We start from the raw sequence: 18440 nt of genomic DNA, 5'->3' as shown, positions 1-18440 counted from the left end.
ACGCACGCTAGATGCTGAGATATCCCTGGAACAGCCACGGTGGACCGGCTTTCTCGCCGGTCGCGCAACCGCTCGCGGCGGGCGCGCAGACGCTCGAGAAACCGGGCGACCCGTCCTGCCAGAACGACGGCACGAAGGAAAATTCGCCGTTGACCGTCACGACGAAGTCGCAATTGAACTGCGACGGCGCGAAAATCGTCACCTCGCGGAAGAACGACGTGGCCTCGTCATGCGCCGTGCTGCGCGCGGCAAGCAGCCCCCTGGAGTCATAACGCGCCGGCAGCGTGTAGATCTTCCCGCCGCGCTCGACCGCCTCCGCCGGTGTGAAAACGAGTTCCACGCCCGGGTACGGCAGGCGGTAAGGCTCCCGACAGATCGGGCCGTCGGGCCCGAGCGCGAGCGGCGGATGGACCCAGAGCGAAAGCGCCAGCGGGCTCGTGCGCTGGGCGAAGTATTCTGAAAGCCAGTTCATGGTCAGTCCTCCCGTGAACGGTCATTGACGTCGGGTTACGGAGCGTGTCTGCCGGATCGACGCGGTTGCGTCGACGGTTCATCCAGCGTCGCACGCCCGGCCGTGAGACGCTTGATGCCGATCAAGCACGCGACCGACATGCAGCCCGAGCGGTCAGCGGCCGAACGTGCGGGTATGGTTGTCGTAGTCGAACAATCCCGCGTAGCGGCCCCAGTCGATCACGCCCCGCAGCGCCTGGTCCGCGCTGCGCGGATCGAGATGATCCTCGAGTTCGAGCTCGAAACGCTCGCGCGGCGCGCGATGCCCTTCGCGTTCGCCCAGCACTTCGTCGATATGCTCGGCGAGCGGCACGATCGGACGACATGCTCGCGAAACAGACACCGCCGGGCATCGTCGTCGCTTTGCGCGAATACATGGCCCGCGGCACTCAGCCGGATGGACCGGTCGCGCCATTCGGCAAACGCGAGCAGATGGAGCGCGGCCGCCGTCGAATACAGCGCGTCGGTCCGGAGCGCGAGCGCCGATGCAATCGTGCCGAGCAGCGCCCGCCGCGCACTACCTCCGCATGGTGCTCCACGACGCCTCTCCCCGCCGATGATGGCGGCTCGTCTTCCCGGGCGGGGCGGCCGGCAGGCTTGACCTGCGTCAACCGCCCGGCAATGCGCGGCGCCACGATTGCAGCGAGTCCTGCCGCGCAACGGCCACCGTTCAGGAGCGTCCCCCGATGACACCCGTTCCGGCTACGCCGTACCGCACCGATGAGCGCGCCTGCGTCGGCTCACGCGGCGGGGTACGCGTTCGCGAGCGCCTCGACGAACACGTCGAGGCGCTCCGGCGCGAGCCGGTTGATGCCGGCCGCCCCTTCCCGGCCACCGCCCTCCGGAAATGCGCGACAAAGACGATCGGCGCCATATGGCGCGGCGACGGGCGCGCGAACGCTGACGGTGTACCCACCCGAGACCGACAACGTCAGCACCGCGTGAGCGCGTGCCGCGTCGCCACGCGCGAGCCGATTGGCGAAAACGCCGCGCACACGACGCGCCCAGCGCGTGGCGGGGAGGATATAGACGTCCGCCCCCGGCAGCGCGATGTTCGCGCGCTGTCGCTCCGCACGCGCGATATCGCGTCGCCGGTTGGCGTCGAGCCGCCGCGCGAGGGGCGACCCCGCGAACTCGAGCGGGTTCGCATATTGCCGCACCGCCGCATACACGGCCAGCGGTGCCATGAAGAGATCGTCCGGGCGATCGCCGTAACCGTTGTAGTTCACGGATTCGCCAAGCACCTGCAGACGGTAGGCATCGGCATCCGTCAGGCCGCAGGCGGCGGCGAGCTTGCCGGCCACGCCGACGAGATTGTCGCCATAGGCACCGACCACCGCCCAGAGTCGCTGCCGGCCCGCCAGGTACCGGTCGACGATGATGCTCGTACAGGTGTCCGGCGCCGTGTCGATATGCGCGCGAAGGTGCGGATGAGTGGGCACGGCGCCGGGCATGTGGTGATCGAAATAGTCGACGTCGACGCCGCGCGCCAGCAGCGCATCGAGTGCCGCGCGGTTCGCGTCGAGCGAAACGTCCAGGACGGTGACGATGTCGCCTCGGGCGGCCGGCACGCGCGTGAGCAGCGCGATGTCGCGCTTGGGCCCCGTCACGAGCACCGACTCGGCCGGCATCTCGAGCCGGAGCTGCTGAAGCGAACAGATGCCGTCCGCATCACCGTTGAACACGTCAAAGCGCGTCATGATTCGCAACGCCCGATAACTGCATGAATCGAGGTAGCCATGCCATGGAACGACTCCCTTTCAGCCTGTTTGCCTTCGCCTCGTGTCGCGCCTTCGGCGAACGAATCGCGGCCCGTCTCGGCGTCACGCTCGCCGCGCACGAGGAACGTCCGTTCGAGGACGGCGAACACAAGACGCGTGCGCTTGTCAGCGTGCGCGGACACGATGTCTACGTCGTGCAGTCGCTGCACGGCGAGCCAGGCAGTTCCGTCAACGACAAGCTGTGCCGGTTGCTGCTGTTCATCGGCGCGTTGAAGGACGCGTCGGCCGCACGCGTTTGCGCGGTGACGCCCTACCTGTGCTACTCGCGCAAGGACCGTCGGTCCCAGCCGCGCGACCCGGTATCCACGCGCTATGTCGCCACGTTGCTCGAAGCGGTGGGCGTCGATCGCGTCGTCACGATCGACATCCACAACATCGCGGCGTTCCAGAACGCGTTTCGCTGCCCCACGGAGCATCTCGAGGCGAACGGCATGCTGGTCGAATGGTTCGCCGGGCAAGCCAGCGACCGGCCGGTCGTGGTCGTATCGCCCGACGCAGGGGGCGTGCGGCGAGCCGAGGATTTCCGTGCACGGCTGGAAGCGCGCACCGGGCGCCCGGTCGACGCGGCGTTCGCCGGCAAGCTGCGCAGCGGCGGCATCGTGACACCCAAGCCGATCGTGGGCGAGGTCGCCGGCCGTTGCGCCGTCATCGTCGACGACCTGATCGGCACCGGGACGACATTGGCCCGCACGGCCGAGGATTGCCGCACGCTCGGCGCGCAATCCGTCTACGCGGTCGCGACGCATGGGATGTTCTTTGAAGACGCGGCCGACCTGCTCGGCGGCGACGCGCTCGCCGGCATCGCCGTGACCGACACGGTGCCGCCCTGGCGCGTGCCGGCCGGGCCGCTCAGGGACAAGCTCGCGATACTCGACAGCGCGCCGCTGTTTGCCGAGGCGATTGCGCGTATCCATCGCGGCGGCTCGCTCACGGACCTGCTGCGGCGCTGACATGGCTTGCCACCCACGCAAGCTCGCAGTCGTCGGCGTGCCGCCGGGCGAGCGCGACGTACGTGCTCGCGCGATCGCGCCAGACCGGCGTCGCCCTGAATGCGGGCTCGCGGAGGTGCCACGCGGCGAGCCGCGCGCGCGTCATGGCCCGGCAGCTCTGGTAGAAATTCACGCATCCGTCATCGACATCGTCGCCGCTCGCGGAGCGATAGGCATTGACGAGCGCGTCCGCGAAACCCGGTGCGCCGAGACGCTCGCATTCGAGCGCGAGAAAGCCGACCTCGTCGGCCGCATCCTGGACTCTCAGTCGTCTGCAGAATTCGAGGCAATCGATGATCGCGACCGGATCGTCGATGCAGACGTGTTCGGGACGCAGATCGCCGTGCCCTTCGACGACATGCCCCTGTCGCACACGCAGGTCGAAGCGCGCAGCTTCACAGACGAGCAACGATCGCTGCCGCGCGCAGAGCGTCCGCACGGTATCGGCGGACTGGCCCGCGAGTGGCTTGAACAACGCGCGTTCATTGGTGTCGATCGTGCAACGCAGCGCTTCGCGATAAGCCGAACCGTCGATTCGCGCGGGTGCCAGGGTATGGTAGAACGCGCTCAGGCGAGCCGCGATGCGACACGCATCACCTGCCGTAGCCATGCCACGAGACAACACGCGGTCGAGCATGCGTGCAGCCGGCAGGCGCCGCATCCTGACCAGCCAGTCGACGATTTCGCCAGGTCCGTCCGCATGCAAGCAACCGCGGGCGTCGATGACGAGCGGCACCACGTCGAGATAGACGTCGGCCGCAAGCCGACGGTTCAAACGCACCTCCTCGCAACAGAAGCGATGCCGCGCGGCCAGCGTTCGAAAATCGAGTTGCGGCGCGCGCACGGGCTTCTTGAGCTTCCACGCGTACCGGTCCGTCAGGAATACCCACGACATGTGCGTCTCCACGGCCTCGACCGATCTCGTGCCGTCCGGCCAGGCTGCGGGCATGCGCAACGCGGCCACCTTGTCGCTCAGCGTGATCGCGCGGCCGGCCGGGAGATGGGCATCGATCATGCCGCTTGCTGCCCAGCGTGCGTGTCCAACCTGGCATTCTCCTGCGCGACGAGTGCCGACAGCGCCGGAGAAATCGCCGGCTGCAGCGGCATGACGGGCATCAGCGCATGCATCGGATCGGGTAGCGTGGACAGTTCGCGCATTGCGTGAATGCGGCTCTCGCCGAGCGTGGGGGCAGCGAGCCGCGCCCCGCCGATCATGACGGGCCGCAACAGCGGGGTTCCGTCGATGTGTTCGCCGTCGAGTCCGATGCTGTCGGCGGTGATTCGCCCGTCCGGGCCGTATTCCCGAAACACCTGCTTGCGGCCGGGCAGCGTGGCCTTGCCCTCCGAGCGTTTGCATCGCGCCCGGCCCGCATACTCGACGAGCTTGTACGCGCAGTCGAGGCACGGTGCGTCCGCCGACGTACTCATCTGTGTGCCGATTCCGAAACCGTCGATCGGCGCATGCTGGTGGACAAGCTCCTGCAGCCGGTGTTCGTCGAGATTGCCGCTCGCGAAGATCGTCGCGTCCGTCAGGCCACCGTCGTCGAGAATCGCGCGCACGTTGCGCGCGTGCGCCGCCAGATCGCCGCTGTCGATCCGGACGCCCTTGATGCGCACGTTCTCGGGCGCAAGCCGCCGCGCCAGTTCGACTACCTTGTGCGCCGCGTGCTCCGTATCGTACGTATCGATCAGCAGCAACGCGTTATCCGGCTGAGATCGCGCAAAATGCTCGAACGCAAGCGCTTCGTCGTCATGCGCCTGGACGTATGAATGCGCCATCGTGCCATAGACGGGAATGTCGTAACGCAAGCCGGCGAGCAGGGTCGCCGTGCCGGAAAATCCTGCAAGGTAACTGGCCCGCGCGGACAGCATCGCCGCCTCCGCGCCATGCGCGCGCCGCAGGCCGAAGTCGACCAGCAACCTGCCATGCGCGACGAGCGTGGCGCGTGCGGCCTTGCTGGCAACCAGCGTCGCGTAATGGAGCAGGTTCATCACGCGGCTCTCGACGAACTGCGCCTCGCGAAGCGGCGCCGTGATCCGCAGGATCGGTTCGTCGGCGAAAAACACCGTGCCTTCCGGCATCGCGTCGACGGTGCCCGTAAAGCGGAAGCCGGCGAGCGAAGCGAGGAACTCCGCTCGCAAGCGCCCGGTCGCGGCCAGTCGCTCGAGGGTGGCGGCCGTAAAGCACAGCCCCTCCAGATAGTCGAGCACGTGCTCCAGTCCCGCCGCCATCAGGAATGCCCGATGCTCGGGCAGCGCCCGCACGAAGAACTCGAAGCTGGCCGTGTCGTTCATTCCGGCATCGAACGCGGCCTGCATCATCGTCAGTTCATACCAATCCGCCAGCAGCACGTCGTCGACGTCAGCGTCCGGCCAGAATCCGTTCATCATGTGCCCTCCCTCGTCGCTCGCGCGCAATCGTGCAGCCGGTATCCGGCCGCTTCGTTGCGGACAAGCGTCGCTTCCGTCATTGCGGCGCGGGGCCCGGGGTCGACGGAACCGCGGTCCACACGCCATTGCACGACGCGACATACGGATAGTATCCGCGCGGGTCGTTGCAGTAGTACCACGCGCGTGCCGGCGGCAGCCGGGCCGGGGTCGGTGGCGGCCGCTGAACGACGATCGCCGGCGGAATGTAGGTCGGATACGGATACATCGGTTCAGGATAGATGTACCAGTAGCCGTCGACGATCCACCACCACGCGTAACGCCCGCCGTGCCAGTCCTGCACCCATCGACCGCCCTGCCATCGCGCACGCTCCCTCGGCGCGAAGTGGCGAAAGTCCCGCCCGTGGAAATCCCTGCGGTGAAATTCCTGGCGGGGGACATGACGCCCATGCTGGGCATGTACCGGCTGCGTCGGAAGGCAGCACGCCGACGCGCACAGCACGAGCACGCGGCATGCGCGTCTGAGCCTGTTCATGGTCGTCATTCTTCGCGGAGATGCGTTCCATCGTATTGAGGCCGTGCCGCGCGGCTTTGATCGGGATCAACGCATGCCCGCGGCCCGGAGGGATGCCGGCAATGCGGCATTCGCAGGTCTCAGGTCATGCCGCGCGCAGGGTTCGTATCGCCGTGCTCGCCGGTTCGAATACAGCGAAGATGACGGTGAGCACCACCGTCCGTCAGTACGTGAAGGTGTCCGATTTCTTCATTTCGATCCATGTCATTCCGCTGCGCAATCCCTCCAGCGCTGCCTCGCGCTCGGTCGCGAATACCCGGTGATGCGGAAAGACATGCTCGCACTTGCAGTCGGGCGAGCGGACCATCACGTGGACACGGCAGCGATAGCCGCCGCTCGCGACGCCAACCGTTTCGATCGCCACGGTCCAGTCCGCCGCGTTCAATTCACCGGAAATCGTCACGATTACCCCCTTGCTTGCCGTGCGAGCGCATGCCGCTTCGATCATCGGTCGCGCCACGCCGCGAGGCGCGATGACGATATCCGGCCCGCCGCCGGAAGATCCATATCGGGCCGGCAACGAGGCCCAGGATCGCGGCCCACAGCAGAAGCACATAGCCGAACAATTGCCAGAATTCACCGACCCGCTGCTGCAGGATCCAAGTGCGGTACGACGCGACGTCGCTCGCGGCATCCGGATACGATGCGCGATAAACGAACAGCGGCAGGCAGACGTCGTATTCGGGAATCGGTGTCATCAGCAGCGATCCGGCCGGCCGCGCAGTCACGCGCCCACACTCCGGCGCGGTCATGCCGGTCAAGACACCGGTGCTCACCGGATAGTCGTGGATCGCCCCGAGCCACGTCGTCGCGCTCGACAGCAGCAGGCAGAGACCGATTGCGCCGAGCCACCGGCGCATCGGGGTGCGCGGGCCGGTATGCCGGCCGCGTGTCATGGGATCGCGCGCGGCCGAGGGGCGCATCGCACCGGCATCGAGACCGCCGCTGCGTCATGCCCGGGGCGATGGAAGCTGGAACCGACTGGATCAGCCACGCTGTTTCTCCTCGAAATACGGCTGGCGGGCCGCCACGAGCCGCAACTCGTCGAGCAGCGCCGCGGCCGCGCGCAGCAGATCGTCGAGCGAGACAATGCCGATGAGCTCGCCGTCGTCGCCGACGACCGGCAATCGACGGACGCCGTGCTGGCGCATCCGCTTCGCGAGCAGCCAGATGTCGTCGTCGACGTTCACGGTCGCGACGGGCGCCGACATGATGTCACCGACGAACAGCGAACCGGCCTCCGCATCGGGGCTGACCACCGTCAGCACGATGTCGCGATCGGTCACCATGCCGACCGGCACGCATCGCCCCTCCTCTTCGCGCACGACGATCAGATCGCCGGCGTGCGCGTCGCGCATCATTTCCGCCGCCTCGACGACGGTTGCGCGTGCCGAACACATGGCGACATCGCGGGTACAGAGCATCGCGGCATTCATGTTCGTTCTCCCGGCCGGGGCAAGGCGGACCATCGATCGATGTCCGCCGCCGCCCGAGCCTTCATGCAACGGTAAGTTGATCGACCACGTCGCGCACGCCCGGCGCCGACCACGCGGCATCGAAGGCAAGCCGCCGTTCGCTCAGCGAGCCCACCTCGCCAGTCAACGTCACGCAGCCGTCCTGGACGGTAATGCCGACGTGTGCGGCCTCTTCCGTTGCATGCCGAATCAAGGCCGCCTGGATCTTGCCCGCGATGTCGGATTGCGTCGGATGCGGCCGGACATGGATCTCGTTGATGATCCGTGTGACGCCGCGCAGCCGCTCGACGGCCCGCTCCGCCTCCTGCATCTGGTAACTCCACATCACCTCGCCCGACAGCGTCACGCACCCGTTCTCGACCGTCACGTGCACGGCCTGCTCGCCAAGCCCCGCATCCCACATCAGGAGCGAGCGCGCTGCAATGGCGACGTCCTCGTCCGAGCGACGCTTGCCGTCGTCCGTTTGCACCTCGAGTTCCAGCACGATGCCGCGCACGCCTTCGATACGCTCGACGGCCTTGCGCACCGCGACCTTTTCCAGATAGCTGGCGACGTGCCCAGTCAACGTCACGACGCGTTCGTGCACTTCGACGCCGATGCGCACCGCATCGATCGACGGATCCCACTCGAGTTCCTGCTCGACGTCCTTCTTCAGCTCGCTGTCGCTTTTCATGGCCATCGACTCCTGTCCGCAATCGATGAAGACAACGGTAAATCCCGCTGCATCGCGTGGAATTGATACAGGTCAGCGCGCGGCGTGGTGCGCGATCCCGGCCGATGTCTCCGCCGCGATCGCGCGAAACGCAATCGTGACGTCGGCGTTGCGCCCTTGCCTGGCGCGATCGCCTCTGGCGAGTCGCAACACCATCTGGCGCCCGTCGGCCGACAGGCTGGCGGGCGCCTCGGCAAGCGATGCTGCATCCAGTCTAACGAGACCGCGATCGACGAGGCAGCGCAGGTCGACGGGGTCGCCCTGCTGGCGGCGCGGCTCGCTGGCGAGCACCATCAGGATCGCGATTTCGTGCGGACTCAGCAGCCGGTCGCCATCGGCGTCGATCCGGTGATGCTGGTGAGGCGTAGCAGCCGACACGCTCGGTGCCGATGCGTCGGAACGGGAAATGATCTGGCGATTCGACGTGTTCGTAAACAAGGCGGGCATGATGGTGTCCGTATCATGAACGTGAAGACGCAGACGGCACGGCACATGTCGAGGTCGACATGCGAGAAGATAGATATTCGCTCCTGCCGGGCAATCGTTCTTGACGCAGGTCATCCGGCAGACGCGAGCGATCGAAACGTTCCCCGATTCGTCCGATGCAAGCCCATCGAAACACCGATGCGAACGCCTCGCGGGGCCGGGCCGGATTGCTTGCCCGGTCTTCGCGTCGAACTTCCCGTCGCCCGGTGCTGCGTGAAATCTCTCGATACAGCACTGTGAATCATTTTTCAGTCACCGAAAAATCGGATGAATTCGATGCATTGAGTGAAATCAAGACGTGACTGATATCGGGAATCCAACATGAGTCATTCAATGCAACGGAGACCATGCATGAACTGGTACTGCGACGTCGAACGCGAGCTTTCACATATCGAAGGATCCATTCGTCTGCTCGAGCAGACCCGGTCCTGCTTCCACAAGCAGACATCCATAACCGACCCCGCGTACTGGCGCGCAAGACTGAATGCTGTCAGGCAGACGGCTGAGCGGAACAGCACGCTGCTGCGCCGGACCGATGAGATCCTCGCACGACTCGAACGGCTTTGACCGCTACGTGTGGTTAGACGGCGATCCGGACGACCGCAGGTCCGACCGTGCTCCGACTTCGACAACCGGATTTCGCGTCAGCGCCCAGCAACGCACGCCCTCGTGCCAACAGGAGGTGACATGATCTTCGACGACCGCCGGGACGCAGCCAATCAGCTTGCGTCCGTGCTTCAGGCCTACCGTGGCGAACACCCGCTGGTCCTGGCGATACCACGCGGCGCATTGATACTGGGAAGCATCCTCGCGACGCGCCTGCATGGCGACCTCGACGTCGTGCTGGTGCGCAAGTTGCGCGCGCCATGGCAACCGGAACTCGCGATTGGCGCGATCGACGAATCCGGCTGGTGCTATTTGTCGCGCGACGCCGTGCACATGGCGATTCCGTCGCGCTACCTGGAAGCGGAACAGCACGAGCAACTTGCCGTGCTTGCAGCACGCAGGATGCACTATGCACGTTTCCGCCCGCCCGTCGTCCGGGAAAATCGCATCACGATCGTGGTCGACGACGGCATCGCGACCGGCGCGACCATGATTGCCGCGCTACACGCGGCGCGCATGGGGCACCCGCGACTGCTCGTCTGCGCGGTACCGGTGGCCTGCGCCCGAGGCCTCGATGAAGTCCGCCCTTATGCCGACGAGGTGGTATGCATCGAGCAGTCCGACAAAGCCTTCTCGGTCGGCGCGTTCTATCGATCGTTCTCTCAGGTGGACGACGACGAGGCCGTCGCGATACTGGCATCGGCGTACCGTTCTCGGGCCGGAGAGCGCACGGTGCCCCGCTGACAGAACGGCAGGCACGCGCGCAGCCGATGCCACCGCGGCCGATATGCCGAACGGTCCTGACTGCTTTGGTTGACCGCCATCAACGTTCGCGCGCGACATCGCTCATAGATTTCAAGGAAACACGCGGAGCAATCCGTTCCGCCAATCCGGACGCCACCCATGCCAAACGAAACCGAAGCTCGCCGCGCCTTGCTCGTGCACCTGGGTAGCATCCTGCGAACGCTCAGTTGCGTGCTCGAATACGAGCCGGATGACAGGACGCTGGATTCGCTGCTGGCCGCGCAGCCGATACTCGCGGACATTCCACTGCTGAATCAGGTGTTCGCGCACATGACCGTGCGTGAATTCACGCGCGCGGTCCTCCACGCATACTGTCTGTGGCCGCAGCTGTTGCTCGACGAGCCGCTCGATCGCGATGCCCTCGCGGAGCCCGTATGCGCGTGGCTGTTCTCCGACAACCCGGGAGGCTGGGCACGGTATGTCGCGTCGCTCGGTGCCGAGATTCCGTGGTTCGGGCAAGGCATGGGACCGTCATCGTCGTTCGTCAGGCGACCGGCTCGCACATCGCCGGTCGTATGACCGCCGTCCATCCCTTGCTCCGTCACGGGGCGACACCCTGGGGATTCGTCATGCCTACCTTTGTCATGCTTACACGCCTGTCGCCGGACGCAGTCAAGACGCCGGACAAACTGGCCGAGCTCGAGCATCACGCCGTCCACCGATTGCAGAAGACGTGCGGTCCGATCGAATGGCTGCACAATTTCGCATTGATGGGCCGCTATGACTATCTCGACATTTTCACCGCCCCCGATCTGGATACCGCCTTCAGAATTTCCGCCGGCATGCGCACGCTGGGCCACGCGAGCGTCGAAGTCTTCCCCGCCCTGGAGTGGAAAGCGTTCAAGGCGTTGGTGGCCTCGCTCGACTAGGCCGGCCGGCCAGGCCCCCGAGCGGTTCCGTCGCGTTGGACGCGAGCACGGCGAGCGCCGCGCTGCGGCCGAGTTCGAACAGCGCTGCAATCGATGTATCGGAAAAATCGAAGTCGCGCGCGAAACTGTCCCTGGCTCCGGCTTGGCCATCCAGCGCGATTCTGAAGATCCGTACGGGCGCACGCCCCCCCATCAGCCTGATGTATTCGGGGAGTTGTCGCATGCGCGCCGCCGTTTCGGGATCAAGCTGGTTGGTTATACGTTCGACGAGATCGCGAAAGTCGTTCGCGGTTTCCTCGAACCGCAGGTCGTTACGAACCCGATCGGCGTAGACGATCTCGTCGCGCCGCAGCATGACCTCGATCAGGTTCGACGGCAACGGGCGCGACCCTGAAAACAAATCGACAACAAACACGCGCCCTGCTATCCGACCGCACCGTTCGATCACGAGATCGAGCGGCGAGTTGCTGATGATGCCGCCGTCCCAGTAAGCGCGGCCGTCGATGCGTGTCCACGGCATCGCGGGCGGCAGACTGCCGCTGGCGAGCAGGTGCTCGGGTGTGATGCGATCGACATAGCTGTCGAAGATGCGCCGTTCCCCGCTTTCCACGTCCACGGCGCCAAGCAGCAGGCGCGTCGTGCTGCCCGCCAGTGCGTCGAAATCGACATGGCGGCGCAGTAACGCGAGCATTGGTTGCGTGTCGTAGCAGCTCGTCCACCACGGAGCAAGGCCGGACTGCGGAATCCCGTCAGGCCACCAGTGCGGCCGAAGGAAATTCGGAACGCCGAACAGCGCGATATGCCACGCGAGAAACGCATGTGCCGCATAGGCGGACGATGGCACGCCCACCGGACTCCTGATCGACAGTTCGCGCCAGAATGCGTCGAGTGCTTCGGCCGCATGCCCCGGATGGCTCGCGGCGATCGCGCCGTTGAACGCGCCGATCGACACGGCCGCGATCACATCCGGACGGACGCCGCGCGCCTCGAGCGCGGCGATCGCGCCGCTTTCGAATGCGCCGAGCGCACCGCCGCCCTGCAGGATCAGGACCGTTCGCGCGGGCAGTTCGCACAGCCGCAATTCGTCGTGCGTCGCAGCCTCGACTTGCGCGCCGAGATTGACCCGATGGCGGATCGCCTCCTCTGCGGCGGTCATTTCATCCGCGCGCACACCGATCGAGAACATCGCGCGCAGGACACGATGTCTCAGATAGAGCAACGAGTACGGAGCATGCGGGAATCGGCCGTGTTCGACGACTTCGGTCGCATCGGCAGCGTTGCCGAGGAAGTTGTACGGTACATCGAATACATTTCCGTAGAAAATCGATACATCCCGATAGGGCAAGCGCGCACCGCGCATGTTCCTGGCGGCCAGGCGGCCCTGACGCACCGCGTTGTCCCAGTGCTCGATACGCCTCTGCACGCCGAATACCGGATCGCGAAACCGCGCGACGTCGCCCGCCGCATGGACGTCCGGATCCGACGATTGCAGGCATTCGTCGACAAGCACGCCATCCACGGTCGCGATGCCACTGCCCGCGAGAAACCCGCAGTTCGGCTCGACGCCTACGGCAATCACGACGAGGTCGCATTCGATGACGCGGCCGTCGGCAAGCACGGCCGCCTCGACCGATTGCTTTCCGATGAAGCGCTCCACCGTCATTCCGGTTCGAACGTCGACGCCGCGCGTCGCACACAACCCGGCAAAGTGATCGGATAGCCGAACGGAATTCAGCTGCGGTAACAACTGCTCGCAGCGTTCGACGAGCGTGACCTCCAGACCGCGCTCGCGCAGCGTGGCCGCCACCTCGATTCCCGTGAAGCCGCCGCCCACGACAAGCAGGCGTCGTTGGCGGGCAGCGTTGGCCCGAAGCACGAGCGCGTCGTCGAGGTCGTGAAGGTGACCGATGCCCGCCAGCGTTGCCCCCGGCACCGCCAGACTGCGTGGCGACGCACCGGTCGCGATCAGCAGTTTGCCGTACTGCATCGCGGAACCATCCTCCAGCCTGACGACATGCGCGCCGCAGTCGACCGACGCGACCCTCGCCCCCAGAAGCAGGTCTATCCTGCGCATCTCGTAGAACCCCGCCGGGTGTATCGCGATTGCCGCCGGGGCGAGGTTTCCTGTGAGAAATTCCTTTGTCAGCGGCTGTCTCTGATACGGCAGCACGTGTTCGCCGCACAGGATCGCGATGCGAGCGGACGGATCTTCGCGCCGCAACGCATGCGCCGCGGATACGCTGGCAATGCCGCCGCCAACCAGCACATGATCGTAGTCGCGCTTGCCCCCAGACCGCGCCGTCACGTTGCCCGCTCCGCGCTCAAGTGCCGTTCGCGGGCGGCAAGCCGGCGGTCGATCGACCGCGCAAAACGGGCAAGCTTCCGAGCGGCGAGGCCGCGACCGATATCGCACCCGGAAATCGCGCGCGTCGCGATCGGCCTTTTCCGCGCCAGCGCCTGCATCTGCCCGAATGCTGTCAGGTCGCCGCGCAGGCCCATCGTGCAGAAGAATGCGGTCGCGCGCAGTTCGCTCCCGTGCCGCGCGAGCCAGGTCGAAACCGGCGTCGTTGCGCGGCCCGCCCAGACCGGTGTGCCTATTACAACCGCATCGTATGCCGACGGCGAACAGGCAGTCGGCCGCAGGTTCTCGGCACGATCGCGGATCACGTCCGCGAGCGAACGCAGGAAGCCGACGGCCCCCGCCCGCCGCCGATCGTCGGCTTCCTGCAGCCGTTCGCAATCCGCGCCGAGTTCTGAAGCAAGCAGCCGCTCGACCGCCGCCGTCGTTTCACTGCGCGAGTAGAAGACGACGAGCATGCGTCGAGACGTGTCCATGTTCCACTCCGTGCTTCCGTCCGGGATCCGTACACCAGCTTATGCACCGGCGATCGGGGCGACGCTGATGCAAGTCAACCCGTCGCCGCATGATCCGGCGACAGTAGGCTTGTCCGAATTTCACGCGACTTCCCGCCCATGCGCCATGTGGTATGACCTAATCGAACAGCAACGACAATGGTTGCGAACGTGGGACACGGCGGCGCGGTTCACATGCGGCCTTTGGCCCGATGCCGCTTCGTCGTACTACACCGACCTGTTCGAACCCCTGCTCGACCTGCAGCCCGACGCGCCACGGTTCGCCATCGAGTCGATCGACGTGGACGGCCGTCGCATCGACCTCGACGAAACGATCGTCGCGCACACTCCGTTTTGCACGCTGCGCCGCTTCTCGCACGCGGGTGCGCAACGCGTGATCCTGCTCTGCGTGCCGCTGTCCGGCCACGTGGCCGTGATGATGCGGGAGACGGTCGAGACACTTCTGGCCGACGGCGACGTCTGCATCACCGACTGGATCAATGCGCGCGATGTGCCGCGCGATGCGGGCCGATTCGGCCTCGACGAATACGTGTCGATGCTCGACGGTTTCATCGATACCCTGCTTGCGGACGCACGACCGGTGCACGTCGTCGCAGTCTGTCAGGCGACGTTTCCGTCGCTCGGCGCCATCGCACTGCGGGCACAACGCGGTGCCGCGGTGCCGGCGAGCCTGACGTTGATCGGTGGCCCCCTCGATGCCCGCATCAATCCGAGTGCACTCGGGATCGCGGCCCGCTCGCATTCGCTCGACTGGTGTCGCGCCACGCTGATCGATACGGTGCCGCAGGGCTTCGCCGGATACGGACGACAGGTATTTCCGGCCTATCTGCAGCGTGCCGAGATCGCGCTCGCCTATCCGCAACACTACGTGGCGCTGGTCAATCGCTATCGACAAGCGGTGTCGAGCGGCGACGCCAACGCACTCGCAACCGCACGCCGCGCGCTGCGGGAATACCTGACGCTCCTCGACATGCCCGCCGAGTACTTCCTCGATACGGTCGACATCGTTTTCCAGCGGGCATGCCTGGCAAACCGGACTTGGCACGTTCACGGCCAACTGGTCGATCCCGCCGCGCTGCGCTCGATCGCGTTGCTGACCGTTGAAGGCAAATGCGATGCCGTCACCGGTGCCGGCCAGACCCATGCCGCGCTGGCCATGTGCAGCGGTCTCGCAGCGAATGCGCGGCAACGCGTCGACATCGACGACTGCGACCACTACGGACTCTTTACCGGCGATCATTGGCTCACCGACGTGCATCCTGTACTGCAGGCGGCATTCGCTCGCTCGGAAGATGGCCGACCGCGCACGGGCATGGCATGACCCTGCGTTCATTCCGATCCGGTACGGTCGTGTGCGCGCCGCCACGCTCGGGAATCGGTCGGTTCAGCCGAATCCTCCCGCGCGTCGGTTCTGCTGACCTTCCAGGACGTCACGCGGCGCAATGCGACCGAGCGGGAATGGCGTGAATCGCGACACGCGCTGCGCGAACTGGCGCGCATATTGCAGCGTACCCGCGAGGCCGAACGGACCCGTCTCGCTTCCGAGCTTCACGAAGGGCTCGCGCAGGATTTGTTCTCGCGATATGGCGTGAAGATTGGACCGGCGTGGACGCCGCGGCAGCCTCCGTTCTTTATCGGATCGCACGGGAAGCGCTCGAGTACGCGCGGCTGCGCGTGTCGGTTTCGCGCATGTCCGTGCATTTGCTGAAATCCGGCGGCTTCGTCAGATCGACGACGCGTTCGTCAGCGGCGAACGCTCGTCGGCGCTCTTTTCGATACGCGAGCAGGTCGCGACAATTGGCGGCGACGCCGACTGGATGTGGCTCACTCCGGCGACGCACGCTCACCGGGCGCAGCGCTTTCCGCGACGGCCACGCGCCGCTTGACCGCGATGAAGCTGTCAGGGCTGACGGAAACCGAGTCGATGCCGCACGCCACGAGAAAATCGACGAATGCCGGATGATCGCTCGGCGCCTGGCCGCACAAGCCGACCTTCGCCCCCGCGTTGCGGGCGGACTCGATCACGCGGGCGATCATCCACTTCACGGCTTCGTTCTGTTCGTCGAACAACCCGGCCAATTCCGCCGAGTCGCGGTCTACGCCGAGCGTCAGTTGGGTCAGATCGTTGCTTCCGATCGAGAAGCCGTCGAAGCGCTGCGCAAACTGGCTCGCCAGGATGACGTTCGACGGGATTTCGCACATCACATAGATCTGCAATCCGTCTTCGCCGCGCTTCAGTCCGTTGGCGGCCAGGACCTCGAGCACGCGGTCCGCCTCGTCGAGCGTCCGGCAGAACGGGATCATCACGACCACGTTCCTGAATCCCATGCCGTTTCGCAGCCGCGCGATGGCTCGGCATTCGAGCGCGAATCCGTCACGGTAGCGCGGCGAATAGTAGCGTGACGCGCCGCGAAATCCGAGCATCGGATTTTCTTCCTGCGGTTCGAACTGCGCGCCGCCGACCAGATGCGCGTACTCATTCGTCTTGAAGTCGCTCATGCGGACGATCACCGGCGCGGGATGACAGACCGCCGCGATACGCGCGAGGCCGTGCGCCAGCCGGTCGACAAAATAGTTCGACGGGTCGTCGTACCCCGACGTCAGGGCAGCGATTTCGCGCTTCGCATGCGCGTCCGTCAGCGCGTCGTAGTGGGCCAGCGCCATCGGGTGGGCCTTGATATGGTTGCTGATCACGAACTCCATGCGCGCAAGCCCGATTCCATCGGCGGGCAGTCGCCACCACCTGAACGCGGCGGCCGGATTCGCGAGATTCAGCATGACCTGCGTACGGGTGGCCGGCAGGTCGGTCAGGTCGATCGCGTCCACGTGGTATTGCGCGATGCCCTCGTACACGAACCCGGCCTCGCCCTCCGCGCACGATACCGTCACTTCCTGCTGATCGTGCAGCATGCGGGTCGCGTTGCCGGTGCCGACGATGGCCGGCAATCCGAGCTCGCGGCTCACGATCGCGGCATGCGACGTGCGGCCGCCATGATCGGTGACGATCGCCGCGGCGCGACGCATCACCGGCAGCCAGTCGGGATCGGTCGTGTGCGTCACCAGTACCGCGCCGTCGACGAATCGCCCCATGTCGTGCGGACTCTCGATCACGCACACGCTGCCGGTCGCGATCGCCTCGCCGACACTGACGCCGGTGAGCAGCTTGCGGCCGGTCTGACCAAGTCGGTAGGTCTTTATGGCGCTGGATTCGCGCCGGGACTGCACCGTTTCGGGACGTGCCTGCACGACGAACAGTTCTCCGCTTACGCCGTCCTTCGCCCACTCGATATCCATCGGCTGGCCGTAGTGCGCCTCGATCGCGCAGGCCCACTTCGCAAGCGCCAGGATGTCGCTGTCCGCCAGCACGAAGGTGGCACGCTCGGCTTTCGAGGTCGGCACGTTGCGGGTCGGTGCATTCTCGTCGCGCGCATAGATCAGCTTGCATGCCTTGCCGCCGAGCGTCTTGCCGATGACCGGTGTGCACGCCGGATCGCCAAGCAAGGGCTTGAAGACCTCGTATTCGTCGGGGTCCACGGTGCCCTGCACGACATTCTCGCCAAGCCCCCATGCCGCACTGATCAGCACCACCTTGTCGAATCCAGTTTCCGTGTCGAGCGAAAACATCACGCCGGCCGCGCCGAGGTCCGAACGCACCATCCGCTGCACGCCGATCGACAGCGCGACGCGCAAGTGATCGAAGCCCTTTTCTTCGCGGTAGGAGATCGCGCGGTCGGTGAACAGCGACGCATAGCATCGGCGGCACGCCGCGAGCAGCGCATGCTCACCGCGCACGTTCAGATAGGTTTCCTGCTGGCCCGCGAAGCTCGCGTCGGGAAGATCCTCGGCGGTCGCGCTCGAGCGCACGGCGACATCGACGTCGTCTCCGCCGGCCTGTCGGCACAGTTGCCGATACGCGTCCCGGATCGCGTCGGCGATGTCGTCGGGCCAGTCTCCGCGGAGGATCGCCTGCCGGATCGACGCACCAGCCTCGGCGAGCGCCATCTTGCGTGCGCCGAGTGCCTCGAGCGTGCTGCCGATGGCTTGCCTCAATCCGTTTGCATCGATGAATCGCCAGTAAGCGTCCGCTGTCGACGCGAACCCGGGTGGCACGCTCACGCCCTGTGCGGACAGGTTGCCGATCAATTCGCCCAGCGACGCATTCTTGCCGCCGACGCGCGCTACGTCGCCGCGCCGCAGGTCGTCGAACCAGACGACGTGTGCATTCCCGTGATCCATGACGAGCCCTCCGATGGCCGCGGCCGAGCCGCGAGCGACAAGCGCGGGCCGGCATTGGCCGGCGCTGTCGGCCGAACACGTTCATCCTGATCCGACGCTTCGGCGTCTCACGTGACCTGCATCAAGAACAGCGGCC

20 protein-coding genes and 1 pseudogene are annotated in these 18440 nt (G+C 66.0%); 7 read left to right on the top strand and 14 right to left on the bottom strand.

All coding sequences use genetic code 11. The features are described 5' to 3' along the window. Positions 1-7: 7 nt before the first annotated feature. From WS66_RS30230 to WS66_RS30220, 3 genes and pseudogenes are all read right to left on the bottom strand, one after another. Entirely contained in the window at positions 8-472 is a 465-nt protein-coding gene (locus tag WS66_RS30230; protein WP_059602617.1) for a hypothetical protein, read from the bottom strand. A gap of 153 nt (positions 473-625) precedes the next feature. Next, a pseudogene (locus WS66_RS30225) lies at positions 626-1203 on the bottom strand (AAA-associated domain-containing protein). 47 nt (positions 1204-1250) lie between these two features. Continuing rightward, positions 1251-2210 (bottom strand): hypothetical protein, encoded by a 960-nt coding sequence (locus tag WS66_RS30220; protein ID WP_059602614.1) that lies wholly within the window; start codon positions 2208-2210, stop codon positions 1251-1253. 44 nt (positions 2211-2254) lie between these two features. Here WS66_RS30220 and WS66_RS30215 point away from each other — a divergent pair, with 44 nt between their 5' ends. Continuing rightward, positions 2255-3241, top strand: coding sequence for a ribose-phosphate diphosphokinase (locus tag WS66_RS30215; RefSeq protein ID WP_174919926.1), 987 nt, complete (start codon positions 2255-2257; stop codon positions 3239-3241). On the opposite strand, the gene WS66_RS30210 is transcribed toward WS66_RS30215, so the two are convergent. The 8 genes from WS66_RS30210 to WS66_RS30175 form a co-directional block, all read right to left on the bottom strand. Beyond that, complete coding sequence (locus WS66_RS30210; protein ID WP_059602610.1) at positions 3219-4295, bottom strand: hypothetical protein; 1077 nt, start codon at positions 4293-4295, stop codon at positions 3219-3221. The genes WS66_RS30215 and WS66_RS30210 overlap by 23 nt on opposite strands. Continuing rightward, the gene (locus WS66_RS30205) at positions 4292-5668 is read right to left on the bottom strand and encodes a nicotinate phosphoribosyltransferase (RefSeq protein ID WP_059602906.1); all 1377 of its coding nucleotides are present in this window, start codon (positions 5666-5668) and stop codon (positions 4292-4294) included. Before WS66_RS30205 ends, WS66_RS30210 begins: the two co-directional genes overlap by 4 nt. A 79-nt stretch (positions 5669-5747) precedes the next feature. Then, the gene (locus tag WS66_RS34550; RefSeq protein WP_236873007.1) at positions 5748-6011 is read right to left on the bottom strand and encodes a hypothetical protein; all 264 of its coding nucleotides are present in this window, start codon (positions 6009-6011) and stop codon (positions 5748-5750) included. Between the two features lie 394 nt (positions 6012-6405). Further along, on the bottom strand, positions 6406-6645 hold the full coding sequence (locus WS66_RS30195) for a hypothetical protein (protein ID WP_059602607.1): 240 nt from the start codon (positions 6643-6645) through the stop codon (positions 6406-6408). Further along, positions 6629-7165 (bottom strand): hypothetical protein, encoded by a 537-nt coding sequence (locus WS66_RS30190; RefSeq protein WP_236873006.1) that lies wholly within the window; start codon positions 7163-7165, stop codon positions 6629-6631. Before WS66_RS30190 ends, WS66_RS30195 begins: the two co-directional genes overlap by 17 nt. A gap of 63 nt (positions 7166-7228) precedes the next feature. Beyond that, entirely contained in the window at positions 7229-7678 is a 450-nt protein-coding gene (locus WS66_RS30185; protein WP_059602604.1) for a CBS domain-containing protein, read from the bottom strand. Positions 7679-7739: 61 nt separating this feature from the next. Continuing rightward, on the bottom strand, positions 7740-8390 hold the full coding sequence (locus WS66_RS30180) for a BON domain-containing protein (protein WP_059602601.1): 651 nt from the start codon (positions 8388-8390) through the stop codon (positions 7740-7742). A gap of 72 nt (positions 8391-8462) precedes the next feature. Then, positions 8463-8876 carry a hypothetical protein gene (locus tag WS66_RS30175; RefSeq protein WP_059602592.1) on the bottom strand — a complete coding sequence of 138 codons (414 nt, stop codon included), beginning with the start codon at positions 8874-8876 and terminating at the stop codon, positions 8463-8465. A gap of 155 nt (positions 8877-9031) precedes the next feature. Between WS66_RS30175 and WS66_RS33900 the strand changes: the two genes are divergently transcribed. From WS66_RS33900 to WS66_RS30155, 5 genes are all read left to right on the top strand, one after another. Beyond that, on the top strand, positions 9032-9217 hold the full coding sequence (locus WS66_RS33900) for a hypothetical protein (RefSeq protein ID WP_159086604.1): 186 nt from the start codon (positions 9032-9034) through the stop codon (positions 9215-9217). Between the two features lie 49 nt (positions 9218-9266). Continuing rightward, entirely contained in the window at positions 9267-9482 is a 216-nt protein-coding gene (locus tag WS66_RS30170; RefSeq protein ID WP_059602589.1) for a hypothetical protein, read from the top strand. 120 nt (positions 9483-9602) lie between these two features. Next, on the top strand, positions 9603-10265 hold the full coding sequence (locus WS66_RS30165) for a phosphoribosyltransferase (RefSeq protein WP_059602586.1): 663 nt from the start codon (positions 9603-9605) through the stop codon (positions 10263-10265). 159 nt (positions 10266-10424) lie between these two features. Next, positions 10425-10844, top strand: coding sequence for a hypothetical protein (locus tag WS66_RS30160; protein ID WP_059602583.1), 420 nt, complete (start codon positions 10425-10427; stop codon positions 10842-10844). A gap of 50 nt (positions 10845-10894) precedes the next feature. Then, on the top strand, positions 10895-11194 hold the full coding sequence (locus WS66_RS30155; RefSeq protein ID WP_059602899.1) for a GYD domain-containing protein: 300 nt from the start codon (positions 10895-10897) through the stop codon (positions 11192-11194). Here WS66_RS30155 and WS66_RS30150 read toward each other — a convergent pair. Next, a complete protein-coding gene (locus WS66_RS30150) occupies positions 11166-13499 on the bottom strand; it encodes an FAD-dependent oxidoreductase (protein WP_059602580.1) in 2334 nt (777 codons plus the stop codon). The two genes, WS66_RS30155 and WS66_RS30150, sit on opposite strands and share 29 nt — an antisense overlap. A gap of 675 nt (positions 13500-14174) precedes the next feature. On the opposite strand from WS66_RS30150, the gene phaZ reads away from it, so the two are divergent. Further along, on the top strand, positions 14175-15389 hold the full coding sequence (gene phaZ, locus WS66_RS30140; RefSeq protein ID WP_059602573.1) for a polyhydroxyalkanoate depolymerase: 1215 nt from the start codon (positions 14175-14177) through the stop codon (positions 15387-15389). Between the two features lie 63 nt (positions 15390-15452). Here phaZ and WS66_RS33895 read toward each other — a convergent pair whose 3' ends face one another. Next, positions 15453-15620, bottom strand: a complete 168-nt coding sequence (locus WS66_RS33895) for a hypothetical protein (RefSeq protein WP_159086603.1) — start codon at positions 15618-15620, stop codon at positions 15453-15455. Positions 15621-15892: 272 nt separating this feature from the next. Continuing rightward, entirely contained in the window at positions 15893-18304 is a 2412-nt protein-coding gene (gene ppsA / locus WS66_RS30130) for a phosphoenolpyruvate synthase (RefSeq protein ID WP_059602569.1), read from the bottom strand. Positions 18305-18440 lie beyond the last annotated feature (136 nt).

Origin of the sequence: Burkholderia sp. LA-2-3-30-S1-D2 (assembly GCF_001523915.2) — a bacterium.
Classification (GTDB): domain Bacteria; phylum Pseudomonadota; class Gammaproteobacteria; order Burkholderiales; family Burkholderiaceae; genus Burkholderia; species Burkholderia diffusa.
Note: the sequence above shows the minus strand (reverse complement) of the source record. Positions and strands in the feature narration are given on the sequence as shown.

Excerpts from the sequence above, each read along its gene's own strand:
- WS66_RS30230 (WP_059602617.1), bottom strand. The coding sequence starts at position 472 with ATGAACTGGCTTTCAGAATACTTCGCCCAGCGCACGAGCCCGCTGGCG.
- WS66_RS30220 (WP_059602614.1), bottom strand. The coding sequence starts at position 2,210 with ATGACGCGCTTTGACGTGTTCAACGGTGATGCGGACGGCATCTGTTCG.
- WS66_RS30215 (WP_174919926.1), top strand. The coding sequence starts at position 2,255 with ATGGAACGACTCCCTTTCAGCCTGTTTGCCTTCGCCTCGTGTCGCGCC.
- WS66_RS30210 (WP_059602610.1), bottom strand. The coding sequence starts at position 4,295 with ATGATCGATGCCCATCTCCCGGCCGGCCGCGCGATCACGCTGAGCGAC.
- WS66_RS30205 (WP_059602906.1), bottom strand. The coding sequence starts at position 5,668 with ATGAACGGATTCTGGCCGGACGCTGACGTCGACGACGTGCTGCTGGCG.
- WS66_RS30190 (WP_236873006.1), bottom strand. The coding sequence starts at position 7,165 with ATGCGCCCCTCGGCCGCGCGCGATCCCATGACACGCGGCCGGCATACC.
- WS66_RS30185 (WP_059602604.1), bottom strand. The coding sequence starts at position 7,678 with ATGAATGCCGCGATGCTCTGTACCCGCGATGTCGCCATGTGTTCGGCA.
- WS66_RS30180 (WP_059602601.1), bottom strand. The coding sequence starts at position 8,390 with ATGAAAAGCGACAGCGAGCTGAAGAAGGACGTCGAGCAGGAACTCGAG.
- WS66_RS30175 (WP_059602592.1), bottom strand. The coding sequence starts at position 8,876 with ATGCCCGCCTTGTTTACGAACACGTCGAATCGCCAGATCATTTCCCGT.
- WS66_RS33900 (WP_159086604.1), top strand. The coding sequence starts at position 9,032 with ATGCAAGCCCATCGAAACACCGATGCGAACGCCTCGCGGGGCCGGGCC.
- WS66_RS30170 (WP_059602589.1), top strand. The coding sequence starts at position 9,267 with ATGAACTGGTACTGCGACGTCGAACGCGAGCTTTCACATATCGAAGGA.
- WS66_RS30165 (WP_059602586.1), top strand. The coding sequence starts at position 9,603 with ATGATCTTCGACGACCGCCGGGACGCAGCCAATCAGCTTGCGTCCGTG.
- WS66_RS30160 (WP_059602583.1), top strand. The coding sequence starts at position 10,425 with ATGCCAAACGAAACCGAAGCTCGCCGCGCCTTGCTCGTGCACCTGGGT.
- WS66_RS30155 (WP_059602899.1), top strand. The coding sequence starts at position 10,895 with ATGCCTACCTTTGTCATGCTTACACGCCTGTCGCCGGACGCAGTCAAG.
- phaZ (WP_059602573.1), top strand. The coding sequence starts at position 14,175 with ATGTGGTATGACCTAATCGAACAGCAACGACAATGGTTGCGAACGTGG.
- ppsA (WP_059602569.1), bottom strand. The coding sequence starts at position 18,304 with ATGGATCACGGGAATGCACACGTCGTCTGGTTCGACGACCTGCGGCGC.